The sequence below is a fragment of the Falsiroseomonas stagni DSM 19981 genome, from assembly GCF_900114315.1.
Lineage (GTDB): Bacteria > Pseudomonadota > Alphaproteobacteria > Acetobacterales > Acetobacteraceae > Falsiroseomonas > Falsiroseomonas stagni.
The window spans coordinates 192,728-209,845 of the sequence record NZ_FOSQ01000009.1; the positions used below are offsets into that span (position 1 = coordinate 192,728).

Consider the following 17,118-nt stretch of genomic DNA (forward strand, 5'->3'; position numbering starts at 1 on the left):
CGTGGCGCTGTATGTCCTGAAGCGCCTGCTGGCGGCCATCCCCACGCTGCTGCTGGTGGCCGCCAGCGTCTTCTTCCTGATGCGCCTGATCCCCGGCGACCCCGCGCTGCTCATCCTGGGCGATGCGGCCACGCCGGAATCGGTCGCGGACCTCCGCGCCGCCATGGGCCTCGATCGCAGCCTGCCCGTGCAGTTCGGCCTCTGGCTCTCCCAGGTCGCCGCCGGTGATCTCGGCCTGTCCATCACATCCGGGGAGGCCGTGGGGCCGCTGATCCTGGACCGCTTCGGTGTCACCGCCGCCATCGTGCTGGCCGCCGTCGCCATCGCGGCGCTGGTCGCGGTGCCGGCGGGCATGCTGGCGGCGTGGCGGCAGGGAAGCTGGGGGGACATCGCGGCGGTATCGCTGGCCACGCTGCTGCTCTCCATCCCCTCCTTCTGGCTCGGCCTCATCCTGCTGCTGGTCTTCGGCCTCAAGCTCGGCTGGGTGCCGGTCGTCGGCTACGTCACCTTCGCGGAGGATGCCTGGGCCGCGCTGGGCTACATCGCGCTGCCGGTGGCGACGCTGGCGCTGGTCGAGATCGGCGTGCTGATCCGCATGGCCCGCGCCTCGACGATCGAGGTCCTGCGCCTCGACTACATCGCCCATGCCCGCGCCAAGGGCGTGCCGGAACACCGCGTGCTGCTGCGCCACGCCTTCCCCAACGCCTTCGCGCCGACGCTGACGCTGCTGGGCCTGGTGCTCGGCAACCTGCTCGGCGGCATCGCGGTGATCGAGACGGTGTTCACCCTGCCCGGCCTCGGTCGCCTGCTGGTGGAGGCGATCTTCGCGCGGGACTATCCCGTCATCCAGGGCGTCATGCTGTTCATCGCGCTGGTCTATGTCGGCGTGAATTTGGTGGTGGACCTGCTCTACCCCGTCTTCGATCCGCGAGTGGCCGCTTCGTGAAGCGGCTGCGGCTGAACCTGGTGATCGGCGGCACGCTGATGGGGGCGGTGCTGGCGCTCGCCGTCCTGGCGCTGGCCTGGACGCCCTATGACCCCGTCCGCACCAATCTCCGCCGCCGCCTGCGCCCGCCCTCAGCCGAGTACTGGCTCGGTACCGATGAATTCGGGCGCGACGTCGCATCGCGGCTGATGGCGGGCGCCGTCACCAGCCTTGGCGTCGCGGCGGCGACGGTGCTGGTGGCACTCGCCATCGGCATCGCCATCGGGCTCGCCAGCGGGTTCCTGCGGGGCTGGGTGGACCGCGTGCTGGGCGCGGTGAACGACACGCTGCTGGCCTTTCCTGGCATCCTGCTGGCGCTCGGCCTGCTGGCGGTGATCGGCCCGTCGCGAAGCGGCATCGTGCTGGCCCTCGGCCTCGCCTACGCCCCCACCGTCGCGCGCGTCGTGCGCGGCAGCGTGCTGTCGATCCGCGAACGCGAATTCGTGGAGGCATCGCGCGCGCTCGGCAATTCCGAGGGCTACACGCTGCTGCGCCACGTGCTGCCGCATACCGCCGCACCGGTCATCGTGCTGGCGACATCGTTGTTCGGCTGGGTGATCCTGTCGGAAAGCGCGCTGTCCTTCCTCGGCCTCGGCGTGCCGCCACCCGCCGCCACCTGGGGCAACATGCTGGCCTCCGCCCGCCCCTTCATGGCGGAGGCGCCGCTGCTCTCCATCGCCCCCGGCGCGCTGATCGCCATGTGCCTGCTGGGCGTGAACCTGCTGGGCGATGCGCTGCGGGACCTTCTGGACCCGAGGGACGGCGCATGAGCCTGCTGGAGGTCGCGGGCCTTCGCATCGCCGCCGGTGCGCGCGACATCGTGCGCGATCTGTCCTTCAGCGTCGCGGAAGGGGAGACGCTGGCCCTGGTCGGCGAAAGCGGATCGGGCAAGAGCGCCACGGCCCGCGCCGTGATCGGGCTGCTGCCACCCGGCCTGCGCCATGCCGGCGGCCGCATCGCCTTGGCGGGCCAGGACCTGTCCGCGCTGCCGCCCGCGACGCTGCGCGCGCTGCGCGGCCCCGGCATGGGCATGGTGTTCCAGGAACCCATGACGTCGCTGAACCCCGCCCAGCGCATCGGCGCGCAGATGGCTGAGGGCCTGGCACTCCACACCACGCTCGACGCCGCCGCGCGCAAGCGCGCCTGCATCGCGATGCTGGAGCGTGTCGGCATCACCGATCCGGAACGCCGCCTGCTGGCCTATCCCCATGAATTCTCCGGCGGCATGCGCCAGCGCATCATGCTGGCCTCCGTCATGCTGCTGCGGCCGCGGCTGCTGATCGCCGATGAACCCACCACCGCCCTGGATACGCTGACCCAGGCGGAGGTGCTGGCGCTAATGAAGGAACTGGCGCGCGAACAGGGCAGCTCGATCCTGCTCATCACCCATGACCTCGGCCTTGTTTCGCGCCATGCGGACCGCGCGCTGGTCATGCAGTCCGGCCAGGCGGTGGAGGAAGGCCCCGCCGCGCCGCTGCTCGCCGCGCCCCGCCACGCCTACACCCGGGCGCTGGTCGCCGCCCTGCCCCGCCGCGGCCCCGCCCGCGTCATCCCACCGGCACCGCCGTTGATCGAGGCGCGCAGCCTGTCGGTGGCCTATCCCGGACGCGGCGGCTGGTTCCGCCGCGCGGCGCCGATGCCGGCCGTGCAAAGCGTGTCGCTCTCGATCCATCCCGGAGAGGTCGTGGCCCTGGTCGGCGGTTCGGGTTCCGGCAAGACCACGCTGGGTCGTGCCATGCTGCGCCTGCTGCCCGCCAGCGGCGGGTCGCTGCTGTTCGGCGGCCAGGACGTGACAGCACGGTCAGGCCCGGCGCTGCTGGATTTCCGCCTGGCCTGCCAGATCGTCTTCCAGGACCCCTATTCATCGCTGGACCCCCGGATGCGGGTGCGGGACATCGTGGCCGAACCGCTGCGCCTGCCCGCCGGCATGGCCCCCGCGGACCGCCTGGCGCGCGCCGAGGCCATGCTGGCGGAAGTGGGCCTGGCCGGCCTCGGCGACCGCTTCCCGCACGCGCTGTCCGGCGGCCAGCGCCAGCGCGTCGCCATCGCCCGCGCCCTGGTCCGCAACCCCGCCTTCGTCGTGGCGGATGAGGCCGTGAGCGCGCTGGACGCCACCGTCCGCCAGCAGGTGATCGCGCTGCTGCGCGACCAGCAGCGCAAGCGCGGCTTCGCCTGCCTCTTCGTCACGCATGATCTGGGCGTGGTGGAGGAGATCGCGGATCGCGTCGTGGTCATGCAGCATGGCCGCATCGTGGAGGAAGGCCCCCGCGACCAGGTGCTGGACGCGCCCGCGCATGACTACACGCGGGCGCTGCTGGCGGCGTCAGTCCGCCTTCAGGGCTGAACCAGCACCACCCCCTCGGGGTCCAGCGCCAGCATGACCTGCTCGCCCGGCGCTCGGCGCTTGAGGCGATCCGCGCCCACCGCGAACAACTCACCGGCCGCGATGGAGAAGTAGTATTCGGTGTGCGAACCCATATAGGTCGCGCGCGACACCCTGGCCGAAAGCTGGCCTGAATCGCTGATGCGGATCGCTTCCGGCCGGATCACCAGATCCACCGGCCCGGGCTTCGTCCCGCGATGCGGCAGCGCCAACCTTTCGCCGCCCAGCACCACGGTCGCGGTCGGGCCATCGATGCTCTCCACCGCCGCGCGCACATGGTTCGCCTCCCCCATGAAGGTCGCGACGAAGACGCTGGCGGGCTGGGTGTAGAGTTCCTCCGGCGTGCCGGCCTGCGCGATCTCGGCGTTCCGCATCACGACGATCTTGTCGGAGACGGCCAGCGCCTCCGCCTGGTCATGCGTCACATAGACGACCGTGAGGCCGAGGCGCTGCTGCAGCGCGCGGATCTCCTCCCGCATCGAACGCCGAAGACGGGCATCGAGGTTGGACAGGGGCTCGTCGAACAGCAGCACCTCCGGCTCCAGCACCAGGGCGCGCGCCACCGCGACGCGCTGCTGCTGGCCGCCCGACATCTCCGACGGCAGGCGGGTGCCGAAGCCCTTCAGCCCCACCGTCTCCAGCGCCGATTCCGCCTTCGCATGCGCATCCCGCTTCTTGAAGCCGGAGGAGACGAGGCCGTAGGCGACATTGTCCAGCACCGACATGTGCGGGAACAGCGCATAGGACTGGAAGACCATGGAGACGTTGCGTTCGCCCGCCGGCAGCAGGGTCACGTCCTTGCCCCCGATGAACAGCCGCCCGTCGGTCGCCTGTTCCAGCCCCGCGATCATCCGCAGCAGCGTGGTCTTCCCGCAGCCCGAGGGGCCGAGCAGCGTGACCAGCGTGCCCCCCTCGATCACCAGGTCGAGCGGCTTCACCGCCGTCACCTGCCCGTAGCGCTTGCCGATGCCGTTGAGGCGCACCTCCGCGCCGCTGAGCTTCAGGGGCAGGGTCATGCGGCGGCTCCGGCAGGCTGGGCGCTACGGCGGCCGAGGCGACGGCGGCCGACGACGAGGTTGATGAGGCCGATCACCGTCATCATCAGGACGATCAGCACGGCGCAGTACGCGATGGCCAGGCCGTAATCGCCATTGATGACGCGGTTGATGATGAAGACCGTCGCCATCTCGTATTCCGCGGAGACGAGGAAGATGACGGCGGAGACGGTCGTCATCGCGCGGACGAAGGAATAGACCAGCGCGGTGACGATGGCCGGCTTCAGCAGCGGCAGCACCACGGTGGTGAGCGCCCGGAAGGTGGAGGCGCGCAAGGTGATCGCGGCCTCATCCAGCGACTTGTCCAACTGGCTCATCGCCGCGACGCCGGACCGGACGCCAACGGGCAGGTTCCGGAACACGAAGCAGGCCACCAGGATGAAGGCGGTGCCCGTGATCTCCAGCGGCGGGATGTTGTAGGTCAGGATATAGGCGACGCCGATCACCGTGCCGGGCACGGCGAAGGTCAGCATCAGCGCGAATTCCAGCGCCGTGCGGCCCGCGAAGCGCTGGCGCGTCAGCACCCAGGCCGCCAGCAACCCGATGGCCGCCGTGATGGGCGCCGCGACGGCCGCCAGCTGGATCGTCGTCACCAGCGAATGCCAGGCGCCGCCGCTGAACAGCATCCGCCCATCGGCGGCCCATTCGATGGCGAAGGCACGCTGGAAGTGGCTGAGCGTGAAGGTCCAGTCCCGCCCCCAGACGCGGACGAAGGCACCGGCCATCGCCATGGTGTAGACCGTGATGGTCAGCAGCGCCCAGGGAATGGCGATGGCGAAGGCCACGATCTTCACGGGCCGCGGCAGCACCTGCTGCAAGCCGCCATCGCCCTTGCCGGTCACGGAGACATAGGACCGCTTCCCCACCACCGCGCGCTGCAGCATGAAGGCCAGCAGCCCCACCACCAGCATGATCGCCGCCAGCACCGCCGCGCGGCCGAAATCCTGCTGCGCGCCGACGACGGCGAAGAAGATCTCCGTGGACAGCACGCCATAGGAACCGCCCAGCACGATGGGATTGCCGAAATCCGCCAGGCTTTCGACGAAGACGACCAGCCAGGCATTGGCGAGGCCCGGCACCATCAGCGGCAGCGTCACCGCGCGGAAGGTGCGCATCTTCGAAGCGCGCAAAGTCTGCGACGCTTCCTCCATGGTGGGGGAGATGCCCTCCACCACGCCGATCAGCACCAGGAAGGCGGTGGGGGTGAAGGAGAAGACCTGCGCCAGGAAGACGCCGTCGAAGCCGTAGATCCAGCGGCCGAGTTCGACGCCGAAGACCGCCAGCACGATCTGGTTCACCACGCCCGACCGCCCGAAGATCAGGATCAGGCCGAGGCCGATGACGAAGGGCGGCGTGATGATGGGCAGCACCGTCAGCAGCCGCATCGCCCGCTTGGCCGGGAAGGCCGTGCGCGTGACGATCAGCGCGAAGCAAAGGCCGAGGATCGTCGCCGCCGTCGCCGTGCTGGTCGCCAGCACCAGTGTGTTCCAGAAGACGCCGCAATTGACGCGACCGGTAACGCAGCCGAGGCCCCAGATCTTGTTGTCGAACAGGCGCTCCGCCATCGAGGCACCGAGCGTCATGTCGGGCCGGGGCGCGAACATCTCGCTCATCATCGTGAGCACCGGCCAGGCGGTGAAGATGATGATGGAGGACACCAGCACGCCGACGGAGCCCGCGACGAAGCGATCCCCCTTGAACAGTCCGCGCAGCGCGAGCCCGTCCGTCAGCATCACCAGGCAGCCCACGAAGGCCATGGAGGCGCCGAGGCCGAAGCCGAACTGCCGGTCCCCGAGTTCGCCGAAACTCGCCTCAAGCCAGGGGAAGGACCATCCCTGCACACCGACCGCGAGCCCCTGCGCGACGATCGCCGCGAGCCCGAGCCCGCCACCCCACAGCAGGAAGGTGGATCGCGCGCGGTTGCTGCCCGCCGGCAGCGCGCCCGGCAGCGCCACCGCCAGCAGCGCCACCACCGGCCAGAACCACCAGCGCCCATGCGCCATGGCCTGCCAGAGGGCGGAGGACGCTTCCGCATCCCCCTGCCCGAAGCCCATCAGCCCCGGGATGGTCAGCCCGTCCTGCTGCATGTGCCAGGGCACGATGGCCGTGCCGATCGCGGCGACCAGCCAGAAGAACAGCGACGATCCCGTGAACCTCATCGCGGCAGCGCGCCCACTTCACGGTCCCAGCGCGCCAGCAGGCGGCGGCGCTCCGCGCTCGCCCCGAAGCGGGCATTGTCGTAGTCGATGATACGCGCCGTCGCCATGTTGGGCGCGCCATCGGTCAGCGGCACGCGACGGTTGGCCATGGTCTGCAGCTTCTTCGCCTCGCTGCTCGCCGTGATCTGCGCCTCGGCGCTCAGCGCCCAGTGGTAGAAGCGCTGCGCATTCGCCAGGTTGCGGGCGCCGCGGATGATGGACATGGACCCGATCTCATAGCCCGTGCCCTCGCAGGGTACGGCATGGCCCACCGGGAACCCCGCCGCCGCTTCCTCCGCCGCATTGTGGACGAAGGAGATGGACAGCGCCGTCTCCCCCCGCGCCACCGCCGTGATCGGCGCGGTGCCGCTGCGGGGATAGGCGTTGATGCTGCCATGCAGGCGCTTGAGGTAATCGAAGGCCGGCTCCTCCCCCATCATCTGCACCAGCGTCGCGATGACGATGTAGGCGGTGCCGGAGGAATTGGGGTTCGCCATCTGGATCTCGCCCCGGTAGATCGGGTTGACGAGGTCCGCCCAGCAGCGCGGCGCCGGCAGGTTGCGGCGCGCGATGAGTTCCGTGTTGAAGCCGAAGCCGAGCACGCTGGCATAGACGCCGACGGTGCGGCCTTCCGTCTGCCGCCACTGCGCCTGCGCCCAGTCATGCAGTTCCGCGATGCGCGGGCTTTCATAGGGCAGCGTCAGGCCTTCCTCGCCCGCCGCCACATGCGGATCGCCCGTGCCGCCCCACCAGACATCGCCGCGGGGGTTGCGCGCTTCCGCGCGCAGCTGCGCCAGCATCTCCCCGGTCGATTTCTGGTTGAGCGTGACGCGGATGCCCGTCTCACGCTCGAACCCGCGTGCGATGGGCGTGCACCATTCGATGGTGGCCGCGCAGTAGAGGTTGAGCTGCCCCTGCGCGGCCGCAGGCAATGCGGGCAGCAGCGCGATGGCGGAAAGGCCCAGAACGCGCCTCATCGCGGCAGGGACCCGATCTCGCGGTCCCAGCGCGCCAGGATGCGGCGGCGCATGTCACCCTGGCCGAAGGCGGCGAAATCATAGTTGATGAGGTTGACGCGGGAGAGGTCGGCGATGCGGGCATCCGGCGCCGCATCGCGGTGCGCCGGCGTGTGGAACTGGTTCACCGTCGTCGCGATGTTCTGCGCGGCCGGCGTCAGGTACCAATCGTAGAAGCGCCGCGCCTGCGCCAGGTTGCGGCTGCCCCGGATGATGGACATGCAGGCCACCTCGTAGCTCGTGCCCTCCGTCGGGAAGACCAGCTCGATCGGGAAGCCCGCCTGCTGCATGGAGGTGACTTCCATGTTGAAGCTGACGGCGAGCGCCGTCTCGCCCCGCGACACCGCCTGCATCGGCGCGGCGCCGGAGCGGGTGTAGGCGTTCACATTGGCATGGAGGCGCCGCAGGTAGTCGAAGGCGCGGTCCTCATCCCACAGCTGCACCAGCCCCGCGATGATGGTGTAGGCGGTGCCGGAGGAGTTGGGGTTGGGCAGCTGGACCTCACCGCGATAGGCGGGGTTCAGCAGATCCGCCCAGCTCGCGGGCAGCGGCAGGTTCTTCCGCGCCATCAGCTCCCGGTTCCACGCGATACCGATCGCGCCGGAGGAAACGCCGACGCAGCGCTCGCCGGACATCGCATGGACGCGCTGCGCCCAGGGATGCAGCCCCGCCATGTTGGGCGAGGTGTAGGGCTGCAACAGGTTGCCCTCGGCGGCGGAGATATGCGTCTCCGCCGAGGCGCCGAACCAGATGTCGGTGCGCGGGTTCGCGGCCTCCGCCCGGATCTGCGCCAGGATCTCCCCGGCCGATTTCCGCGCCATCGCGACGCGGATGCCGGTATCCCGCTGGAACCCCGCCGCGATCGCCTCGCACCAATCGGCGGCGGGGGCGCAGAGCATGTTCAGGCTGCCCTGCGCCATGGCGGGCGAGGACAGCGCGAACACCGCGCCGGTGACGGCAAGCAGGCGGAAGGTCATGGGCAGGGTTCCGTGGGGCAGGAGTTCAGGCTTCAGCGCGGCAGGGAGCCGACCTCGCGGTCCCAGCGCTCGATCAGGCGCCGGCGCTCCGCGGCGCGGCCATACTTCGCGAAATCATATTCGATGAGGCGGATCTGGCCGAGGTCCGGCGCATTGGGCGGCAGGGGCGCCGCGCGGTTGGAGGGCTGCTGCAACTGGCCGCCGGCCTCGAAGCCCAGGCGCTGCGCGGGTTCCGTCAGCGCCCAGTCGTAGAAGCGCCGCGCCTGCGCCAGGTTGCGCGCGCCGCGGATGATGGACATCGAGCCGATCTCGTAGCCCGTACCCTCGCAGGGGGTGCTGTAGGCCACGGGGAAGCCCGCATTCCGCTCCGTCACCGCATCATGCACGAAGGACAGCGACACGCCCGTCTCGCCGCGCGCCACGGCCTTGATCGGGCCGGTGCCGCTGCGGGCGTAGCTGTTCACGTTGGGATGCAGGCGGCGCATGTAGTCGAAGGCCTGCTCCTCCCCCATCAACTGCACCAGCGTCGCGATGATGACGTAGGCGGTGCCGGAGGAGTTGGGGTTCGCCACCTGGATCTCGCCGCGGAAGCGCGGATCGACGAGGTCCGCCCAGCAGGTCGGCGGCGCGATGTTCTTGCGCGCGAGGAGTTCGCTGTTGTAGCCGAATCCCACCGCGCCGGCATAGACGCCGATGGCGCGGCGGCCGGACTGGTTCCACTGCGTCAGCGCCCAGGGATGCAGCGCGGCATTGTTCGCGCTCTCATAGGCCTGGCTGAGATTCTCCTCCGCCGCCGCCAGATGCGGGTCGCCCGTGCCGCCGAACCAGACATCGCCGCGGGGGTTCTGCGATTCCGCGCGGATCGCGGCCAGGCTCTCGCCCGACCCGCGCTGCGTCATGTTCACGCGGATGCCGGTGTCGCGGGTGAAGTTGGTCGCGATGGCCTGGCACCACTCGATCTGGACGGAGCAGTAGAGGTTCAGCGTGCCCTGCGCGGCGGCGGGCGCGGCGAAGGCCAGCGGCGAGGCGATCGCCAGGGCCGGGATCAGCAGGCGGCGTTGCATGGTTCTTGTTCCTTGTCCCCGTGTGATACCGCGGGCGTGGCAAACCTGCCCCCCGTCGCCCCGCGCTCCTGCCATCCCATTGCAACAAAACTGTCATACGCGCAAGTTTGCTGCGCGCATGAAAAACCCGCCGCCCCTTGCGGGACGGCGGGTTGTGTAACTGCCTAACGCGTCAATCCGCCTGGATGTTGTTCCGGCGGATCACCTCGCCCCATTTCTCGTTCTCGCGCCGGATGAAGGCGCCGAACTCATTCGGGCTGTTGCCGCCGGGGATCGCGCCCTGGGCGTCCAGCAGGCGGATCACCTCCGGGTCCTGCAATGCGCCGATGGCGGCCCGGCGCAGCGCGGCCAACGGCCCCGCGGGGGTGCGGGCGGAAGCGACCAGGCCGTGCCAGTTGCTGGCATCCACCGCCGGCAGCCCGACCTCCGTCATCGTCGGTACATCGGGCAGCCAGGACAGGCGCTGCGGCGTGCCGACGGCCAGCGCCCGCAGCGCGCCCGCCTGGATCTGCGCCAGCAGCACGGGCAGGTCCGCGAAGCCCAGCTGCACCTCGTTCCGCAGGATCGCCGTCGCCAGCTGGCCGCCGCTGTTGTAGCTGATGTGGACGATCTCGATCCCCGCCGCCGCGCGCAGCTGTTCCGCCGCCAGGTGCGGCATGCTGCCATTGCCGGTGGAGCCGAAGTTCAGCGACCCCGGCCTGGCCTTCGCACCCGCCACCAGTTCCTGGATGGTCCGGAACGGCGAGACCGCCGGCACCACCACGGGTTCCGGCACCAGCACGCCAAGCGTGATCGGCACCAGGTCCCGCATCGGGTCATAGGGCGTGCCCCGCCCGAGATTGGGGGAGATCGCAAGCGCGCCGGCGCTGCCGATGGCGAAGGTGTAGCCATCCGGCGCCGCCTTGGCCGCCACATCCACGCCCGTGACGCCGCCCGCGCCCACGCGGTTCTCCACCACCACGGGCTGGCCGAGCGTCGCCGCCATGCGCGGCGCCATGATGCGCGCGACGATGTCGGAAGGCCCGCCAGCCGCGAAGGGCACGATGTAGCGGATGGCGCGGGTGGGGTAACTTTCCTGGGCGGCGGCCGGCAGGGCCAGGGCGGCGCCCAGCATCGCGGCCAGCCATGTGCGTCGGCTCATCGGTTTCCTCCTGTTTATTGGCCCGGTTGTCGCGCCGTGCCGCGCACCTGTCCAGGCGCTGCTATTCCGGCCGGATGCCCGCCTTCTGCGCCGCCACCCGGGACCGTTCCAGATCCTCCGCGATCAGCGCCGCGAAGCCGGCGGGGGTGGCGAGCGTGGCGGAGGCGACCTCCCCGCCCATCGCCACCATGCGGCCCCGGAAATCCTCCTCCCGTACGATCGCCGCCATCGCCGCGCCAAGCGCCGCCATTGCCTCCGCCGGGATTCCTGCCGGCGCCAGCAGCCCGACATAGGACCCCGCGAGGAAGCCCGCCGTCCCCTCCTCGATCATGGTCGGCACATCGGGCAGCGCGGGCAGCCGCGTGGCGGAGGCGATGGCCAGGATGCGCCCCTGCCCCGCGCGGTGCAGCGGCAGCGCGGTCGAGAATTCCGTGAACAGCAAGGGAATGTTGCCTGCGATGAAGTCCGGCACCGCAGCGCCGCCGCCGCGATAGGGCACGTGCAGAAGCCGCGCGCCACTCGCCGCGGCGAAGGCTTCCATCGACAGATGCGTGGCGCTCGCGACACCGGCCGTGCCGATGCCGAGCCCATCGGCCTGTGCGCGGGATGCCGCCACCAGCTCCGCCAGCCGGCGCTGCCGCGCGCTGGCCTGCACCACCAGGCAATGCGGCACCTGCATCGCCATGCCGATCGGCGCGAAATCGCGCACCGCGTCATAGGGCAGCCGCGCCTGCACCACCGGGTTCACGCTGAGCGGCCCGTTCGATCCGATCAGCAGCGTGTAGCCATCGGGTGTCGCCCGCGCCACGGCCTGCGCGCCGACACTGCCGCCGGCACCCGGCCGGTTCTCCACCACCACGGGCTGGCCGAGCCGTTCCTGCAGGCGCGGTTGCAGCAGGCGCGCCACCACATCGGCATTGCCGCCCGGCGCGAAGGGCACGATCACGCGGATGGGCCGGTCCGGGAAGGCGGCGAAGGCGGGCCTCGCGGCCAGCGTCGCGGCGGCGGCGGCCAGCAGGGTGCGGCGGCTGGTCATGGTGTTTCCTCCGTGGTCGTTGGGCGCAGCATGGCAGCGGGGTTCACGCCTGCAAAGCCGGCGGTTACGCTCCCGCGCTGTCACTCCGGAAGGATGCCCCATGCACATCGCGGTGATCGGCAACGGCATCGTCGGCACCTGCTGCGCCGCCTGGCTGCAGCGCGATGGGCACCAGGTGACGTTCATCGATCCGCTCGGCCCGGCGGAGGCGACATCCTTCGGCAATGCGGGCTCCCTGTCTCCCTCCGCCTGCCTGCCCGTCGGCATGCCGGGGATGTGGAAGAAGGTGCCGCGCTGGCTGCTGGACCCGCTCGGCCCGCTGACGGTGCGCTGGTGGTATGCGCCCATCGTGGCACCCTGGATCGCGCGCTTCCTCCAGGCGTCCACACCGGCGGAGGTGACGCGCATCGCCACCGCCATGCGCGGCCTGCTGGCGCCGATCTTCGATTGTTACGAACCGCTCCTGCAACGCGCCAATGCCACCGGCCTGATGCGCCGCTCCGGCTGCCTCTACGTCTATTCGGGGGAGGCCGTCGCGCGGCAATGGGCCTGGGGCATGCGGTTGCGCCGCAGCCTGGGCGTCGAGATGCGCGACGTGCAGGAAGATGAACTGGTCACGCTGGAGCCCGACCTGAAGGGCCGCTTCCGCTTCGGCATCCTGGCACCGGAGAATGGATCGACCCTCGACCCCGCCGCGATGACGCGCGCGCTGTTCGACCAATGCGTCGCCGATGGCGCGAAGGTTATGCGCGCCCGCGTCACGGATCTTCGCATCAAGGGCGGCTCCGTCACCGGCATCACGCTCGACAATGGCGAGACGATCGAGACCGAGGGGGTGGTGCTGGCCGGCGGCGCCTGGTCCGCGAAGCTCGCCGCGCAGCTCGGCCCCGCCATCCCGCTGGAGACGCAGCGCGGCTATCACGTCACGGTGGAGAGCAACAACCTCGCGCTGCGCCACACCGTCATGGCCGTGGAGCACAACATGATGGTGAACCCGATGCGCATGGGCCTGCGCCTGGCCGGCTCCGTCGAATTCGCCGGGCTCAAGGCACCGCCCGACATGCGCCGCGCGGCCGCGCTGCTGGAGAGGGGGCGGCAGATGTTTCCGCATCTCGACACGTCGCGCACCAGCGAATGGATGGGCCACCGCCCCTGCCTGCCGGATTCCATGCCGGCGATCGGCCCGGCGCCGCGCGTGGACAATGCCTGGTTCGCCTTCGGCCATGGCCATGTCGGCATGTGCGGCGCCGCGACCACGGGGCGGGAAGTCGCGCATCTCGTCGCCGGGCGCGACACGGAAGTGGACCTGGCGCCCTTCTCCCCCACCCGCTTCCGGCGCGCGGCATGACGATGCGCCACGCCCTGGTGCTGGACCAGGGCGGCAGTTTTCTCGATGTCATCGCCGCACCGCCGGATGGCGGCCCCGCGCGCATCGCCAAGCGACCGCGTGCCGAGGCCACCGACATCGCCGCCGCCATCATCGATTTCTGCCAGGCGGAGGGCATCATTCCCGCCAGCATCACCATCGCGACGACGCTGCCCGCCAACGCCCTGCTGACCGGCACCGCATCGCCCGTCGCGCTGCTGACGACGGCGGGGTTCGAGGATTTGCCCGATCTCGGCCGCCAGTCCCGCCGCGACCCCGATGCGCTGGACCCGCCGCCGCCCACCCCCGCCTGGCTCTCCCCGCCCGCGCTTCGCTTCGGCATTCCGGGCCGCATCGATGCGCGGGGGGAGGAAGTGGTGCCGCTCGACCTGAGCACCCTGCCCAGCCTGCCGGCAGGGCTTCCCGTCGCGCTCTGCCTGCTCTTCGCCCATCGCAACCCCGTCCATGAGAACCGCATCGCCGCGCGGCTGCCGCCCGGCACGCCGCTCTCCCTCTCCCACCGCGTCGATCCGGAAACGCGGGAGTTCGAGCGCATGCTGGCGACGATGCTCGATGCGTCACTGAAGCCGCTGGTGGCGACGACGCTGGCGCCCGTGGCGCAGGCGTTGGTCGCGGCGGGCCTCCCCGAACCGCGCTTCGCCCTGGCGGATGGGCGCGCCGCGACGCCAGGGGAAGCGCTGGCCGCGCCGCTGCCCCTGGTGCTCTCCGGCCCCGCCGCCGGCGCCCGCGCCGTGGCGCGCTGGGCCGGCGCTGTGCCCTTCGCCATCGGCCTCGACATGGGCGGCACCACGGCGGAGGTCAGCCTGGTGCGCGACGGCGCGCCACTGGAGACGCGCACGATCCGCCTCGGCCCCATGGAATTCCGCTGCCGTGCGCTGGATGTGGAAAGCATCGCGATCGGCGGCGATGCGCTGACGCAGGCGGCCCGCGCCGCCGGTTGGCTGCCCGGCGCCGGGACCGCCGATGCCGAAAGCCTGGCGGTCGCGGAGGCGATGCTGGCGGAATCCCTCCGCCGCATCGCGCTTCGCCGCAACATCCACCCGGACCTCGCATTGCTGGTGGCGGGCGGCGGCTTCGGTCCGCTGCTGGCCGCCGGCATCGCGGGCATCATCGGCTGCCCCCGCGTGCTGATCCCGCCCGCGCCCGGCCTGATGGCCGCCAGCGGGTTGCTCGACACGCCGCCCCGCTTACCCACCACCTGGAACCACCGCCAGGGCGCGGATGGCGCGCTGTTGCTGGATGACGGCACCGCCACCGCCCGCGTGCCGCCGGGCTGGCGCGTCACCCCGCGCGATGATGGCGCGCTGCTGCTGGACGCGGCGGCATGAGCGACAACGCGATCCTGCGCATAGCCCTCGAAGGCCTGGCCGACCGGATGCAGGACATGCTGCTGGCCGCGGCGAAGTCGCCCGTGGCGCGGGAAGGCATGGATTGCGCCGCCGCGCTCTTCCTGCCGGATGGCCGCGTGCTGGCGCAGGCGCGGTCCCTGCCCCTGCTGCTGGGCGGCATGATCCCCGCCGTTTCCGGCATCCTCGCCCGTTTTCCTGCCGCGGCGATGGCGGAAGGCGATGGCTTCCTGACCAATGATCCCTGGTCCGGCGGCACCCACCTGCCCGACATCATCCTGATCCGCCCCATCATCGCGGAGGGCCGCACGGTCGCGCTGGCCGGCACCATCCTGCACCACCAGGATGTCGGCGGCCTGGCCCCCGGCTCCATCCCGCCCGATGCCCGCGACATCTTCCAGGAAGGGCTTCGCCTGCCGCCCTTGCAGTGGCGCCGCGGCGGCGCGGAGGATGCGGGCGTCGCCACCATCCTGCTCGCCAACACCCGCACCCCCGCCATGCTGCGCGCCGACCTCGATGCCCAATGGGCGGCGGTGACGCAGGCGGCGACGGAGGTTTCGGCGCTGACGACGCGCATCGGCGCCGATGCCTTCACCCGCCGCGCGGAATCCCTGCTGGCCGAGGCGCGCGATGCCCTGGCCACCGCCCTGGCCGCGATCCCCGAAGCCGAGGCCAGCGCCGAGGTCGCGCTGGAAGGCGATGGCATCACGCCCGACCCCGTGCCCATCTGCGCCACGATCCGGCGCCTGCCCGGCCCGCGGCTCGCGGTGGATTTCGCGGGATCGGCGCCGCAGACCGCGGGGCCGGTGAATGCCGCGCCCTCCGGCCTGCTCGCCGCCTGCTTCGCCCTGCTGCGCCGCATCGCCCCCGATGCCGCCGCCAATCACGGCCTGCTGGAGTTGCTGGACCTCGAACTGCCCGAAGGCAGCGTGGTGAACCCGCGCTTCCCCGCCGCGGTGAATGCCCGCACCGCCACGGTGAAACTCGCCACCAACGCGCTCCTCGCCGCCCATGCGCAGCTCGCGCCCCGCCGCGCCCGCGCCTCCAATGCCGGGGTCGCCGTGGTGCTCTCCGCCGCCGGCACCGATGGCGACGGGCGCCGCTGGATGTTCACCGAGATCCTGGCCGGCGGCGAGGGTGGCGGCCCCGACCGCCCCGGCCTGCACGCGCTGTCCGCCGATGTCTCCAACGCCCGCAACCTGCCGGCCGAGGTGCTGGAGGAGATCGCGCCCATCCGGGTCGAGGCCTTCGCCCGCCACGCAGGCTCCGGCGGCGCGGGCGCGCAGCCCGGGGGCGATGGCGTGCGTCGTGCCTATCGGTTGCTGTCGGGGACGGCAGAGATCTCCTACCGCGGCGAACGCCACCTGGCCGGCGCGCCGGGCGCGCTGGGCGGCGGTGCCGGCGGCGTGGCGCGGCTGCGGATCATCGCCACCGATGGCACCGAACGCCCCTTCCCCTCCAAGGCGCGGTTCGGTTGGATGGCAGGCGAATTGCTCATCATCGAGACAGCCGGCGGCGGGGGCTGGGGCCCGCCATCACAAGGGGATTCCGCGACATGACGATGCTGACGCGCCGCGCGCTGGGCGGCTTCACCCTGGCGATGATCTGCGCCCCCGCACTCGGGCAAGCCTGGCCGACGCGCCCCATCCGCATCGTCGTCCCCTTCCCGCCCGGCGGCAGCACGGATCTCCTCGCCCGGCGCCTGGCGGAGCGGATGACGGCGAGCCTCGGCCAGACGGTGCTGGTGGAGAACCGCCCCGGCGCCGGCGGCACCACGGGCGCCGACATGGTCGCGAAATCGGCGCCGGATGGCCACACGCTGCTGATGGGCGTCACCGGCAGCAACGCCATCGCCGCCAGCCTGTTTCCCAACCTGCCCTATGACCCCGTGCGCGATTTCGCGCCGGTCTCCCGCCTGGTGTCCGCGCCGCTCGTGCTCGTCGTGAACCCCGCCAGCCCCGCCCGCGATGTCGCGGGCTACATCGCCGCCGCCCGCGGCGCGGCGGCCGCGCCGCTGACCTACGCCACGCCAGGCAATGGCACCTCGATGCACCTGACCGGGGAGATGTTCTCCCAGCGTGCCGGCGTACCGCTGACGCATGTGCCCTATCGCGGCTCCGCCCAGGCGACGACGGACCTGATCGCCGGGCTGGTGTATTCCTCCTTCGCCGATGTGCTGGTGACGCTGCCGCATATCCAGTCCGGCGCCGTGCGCGCGCTGGCCGTCACCTCCGCCGCGCGCCACCCGCTGCTGCCCAGCGTGCCGACCATGGCGGAGGCCGGGCTGCCGGGCTTCGAGGCGACGTCCTGGCAGGGCCTCTTCGCCCCCGCCAATACCCCCGCCCCGGTCATGGCCCGCCTGCATGCCGAGGTCGCGGCGGCCCTGGCCCTGCCCGAGATCCGCGACCCCTTCGCCGCCCAGGGCTTCATCGTCGCCGCCTCCACCCCCGCCGAATTCGCGACCCTGGTGCGGGAGGAAGTGGCGAAGTGGCGGGAGGTGGTGCGCGCCGGCAATGTGACGCTGAACTGA

Annotated in this window: 14 protein-coding genes; 7 read left to right on the top strand and 7 right to left on the bottom strand. The window is 71.4% G+C overall.

Translation table 11 applies throughout. The features are described 5' to 3' along the window. Position 1 precedes the first annotated feature (1 nt). Genes BM041_RS21015 through BM041_RS21025 form a run of 3 tightly spaced genes read left to right on the top strand, consistent with a single transcriptional unit; the run spans position 2 to position 3,329 of the window. Positions 2 to 946, top strand: a complete 945-nt coding sequence (locus BM041_RS21015; protein WP_217648790.1) for an ABC transporter permease — start codon at positions 2 to 4, stop codon at positions 944 to 946. Continuing rightward, positions 943 to 1,755, top strand: a complete 813-nt coding sequence (locus tag BM041_RS21020) for an ABC transporter permease (RefSeq protein ID WP_342713811.1) — start codon at positions 943 to 945, stop codon at positions 1,753 to 1,755. Before BM041_RS21015 ends, BM041_RS21020 begins: the two co-directional genes overlap by 4 nt. Next, positions 1,752 to 3,329, top strand: a complete 1,578-nt coding sequence (locus BM041_RS21025; protein ID WP_092961858.1) for an ABC transporter ATP-binding protein — start codon at positions 1,752 to 1,754, stop codon at positions 3,327 to 3,329. The genes BM041_RS21020 and BM041_RS21025 overlap by 4 nt, the downstream gene beginning before the upstream one ends. Here the strand turns inward: BM041_RS21025 and BM041_RS21030 are convergent. The 7 genes from BM041_RS21030 to BM041_RS21060 all read right to left on the bottom strand — a co-directional run bounded on the left by BM041_RS21030 (position 3,320) and on the right by BM041_RS21060 (position 11,855). Next, the gene (locus BM041_RS21030) at positions 3,320 to 4,384 is read right to left on the bottom strand and encodes an ABC transporter ATP-binding protein (RefSeq protein ID WP_092961859.1); all 1,065 of its coding nucleotides are present in this window, start codon (positions 4,382 to 4,384) and stop codon (positions 3,320 to 3,322) included. The two genes, BM041_RS21025 and BM041_RS21030, sit on opposite strands and share 10 nt — an antisense overlap. Then, positions 4,381 to 6,582, bottom strand: a complete 2,202-nt coding sequence (locus tag BM041_RS21035) for an ABC transporter permease (RefSeq protein WP_092961860.1) — start codon at positions 6,580 to 6,582, stop codon at positions 4,381 to 4,383. The genes BM041_RS21030 and BM041_RS21035 overlap by 4 nt, the downstream gene beginning before the upstream one ends. Further along, complete coding sequence (locus tag BM041_RS21040; protein WP_092961861.1) at positions 6,579 to 7,598, bottom strand: ABC transporter substrate-binding protein; 1,020 nt, start codon at positions 7,596 to 7,598, stop codon at positions 6,579 to 6,581. The genes BM041_RS21035 and BM041_RS21040 overlap by 4 nt, the downstream gene beginning before the upstream one ends. After that, positions 7,595 to 8,614, bottom strand: a complete 1,020-nt coding sequence (locus tag BM041_RS21045; protein WP_092961862.1) for an ABC transporter substrate-binding protein — start codon at positions 8,612 to 8,614, stop codon at positions 7,595 to 7,597. The genes BM041_RS21040 and BM041_RS21045 overlap by 4 nt, the downstream gene beginning before the upstream one ends. A 32-nt stretch (positions 8,615 to 8,646) precedes the next feature. Further along, a complete protein-coding gene (locus BM041_RS21050) occupies positions 8,647 to 9,678 on the bottom strand; it encodes an ABC transporter substrate-binding protein (protein ID WP_092961863.1) in 1,032 nt (343 codons plus the stop codon). Positions 9,679 to 9,850: 172 nt separating this feature from the next. Beyond that, a complete protein-coding gene (locus tag BM041_RS21055) occupies positions 9,851 to 10,819 on the bottom strand; it encodes a Bug family tripartite tricarboxylate transporter substrate binding protein (RefSeq protein WP_217648791.1) in 969 nt (322 codons plus the stop codon). 61 nt (positions 10,820 to 10,880) lie between these two features. Further along, positions 10,881 to 11,855, bottom strand: a complete 975-nt coding sequence (locus tag BM041_RS21060) for a Bug family tripartite tricarboxylate transporter substrate binding protein (RefSeq protein ID WP_092961864.1) — start codon at positions 11,853 to 11,855, stop codon at positions 10,881 to 10,883. A 100-nt stretch (positions 11,856 to 11,955) separates the two neighbouring features. On the opposite strand from BM041_RS21060, the gene BM041_RS21065 reads away from it, so the two are divergent. Genes BM041_RS21065 through BM041_RS21080 form a run of 4 tightly spaced genes read left to right on the top strand, consistent with a single transcriptional unit; the run spans position 11,956 to position 17,118 of the window. Beyond that, positions 11,956 to 13,203, top strand: coding sequence for an NAD(P)/FAD-dependent oxidoreductase (locus BM041_RS21065; RefSeq protein ID WP_092961865.1), 1,248 nt, complete (start codon positions 11,956 to 11,958; stop codon positions 13,201 to 13,203). After that, positions 13,200 to 14,570, top strand: coding sequence for a hydantoinase/oxoprolinase family protein (locus BM041_RS21070; RefSeq protein ID WP_092961866.1), 1,371 nt, complete (start codon positions 13,200 to 13,202; stop codon positions 14,568 to 14,570). Before BM041_RS21065 ends, BM041_RS21070 begins: the two co-directional genes overlap by 4 nt. Then, positions 14,567 to 16,147: a hydantoinase B/oxoprolinase family protein gene (locus BM041_RS21075; RefSeq protein ID WP_092961867.1), complete on the top strand. Its 1,581-nt coding sequence runs from the start codon at positions 14,567 to 14,569 to the stop codon at positions 16,145 to 16,147. Before BM041_RS21070 ends, BM041_RS21075 begins: the two co-directional genes overlap by 4 nt. Beyond that, on the top strand, positions 16,144 to 17,118 hold the full coding sequence (locus BM041_RS21080) for a tripartite tricarboxylate transporter substrate binding protein (RefSeq protein WP_092961868.1): 975 nt from the start codon (positions 16,144 to 16,146) through the stop codon (positions 17,116 to 17,118). Before BM041_RS21075 ends, BM041_RS21080 begins: the two co-directional genes overlap by 4 nt.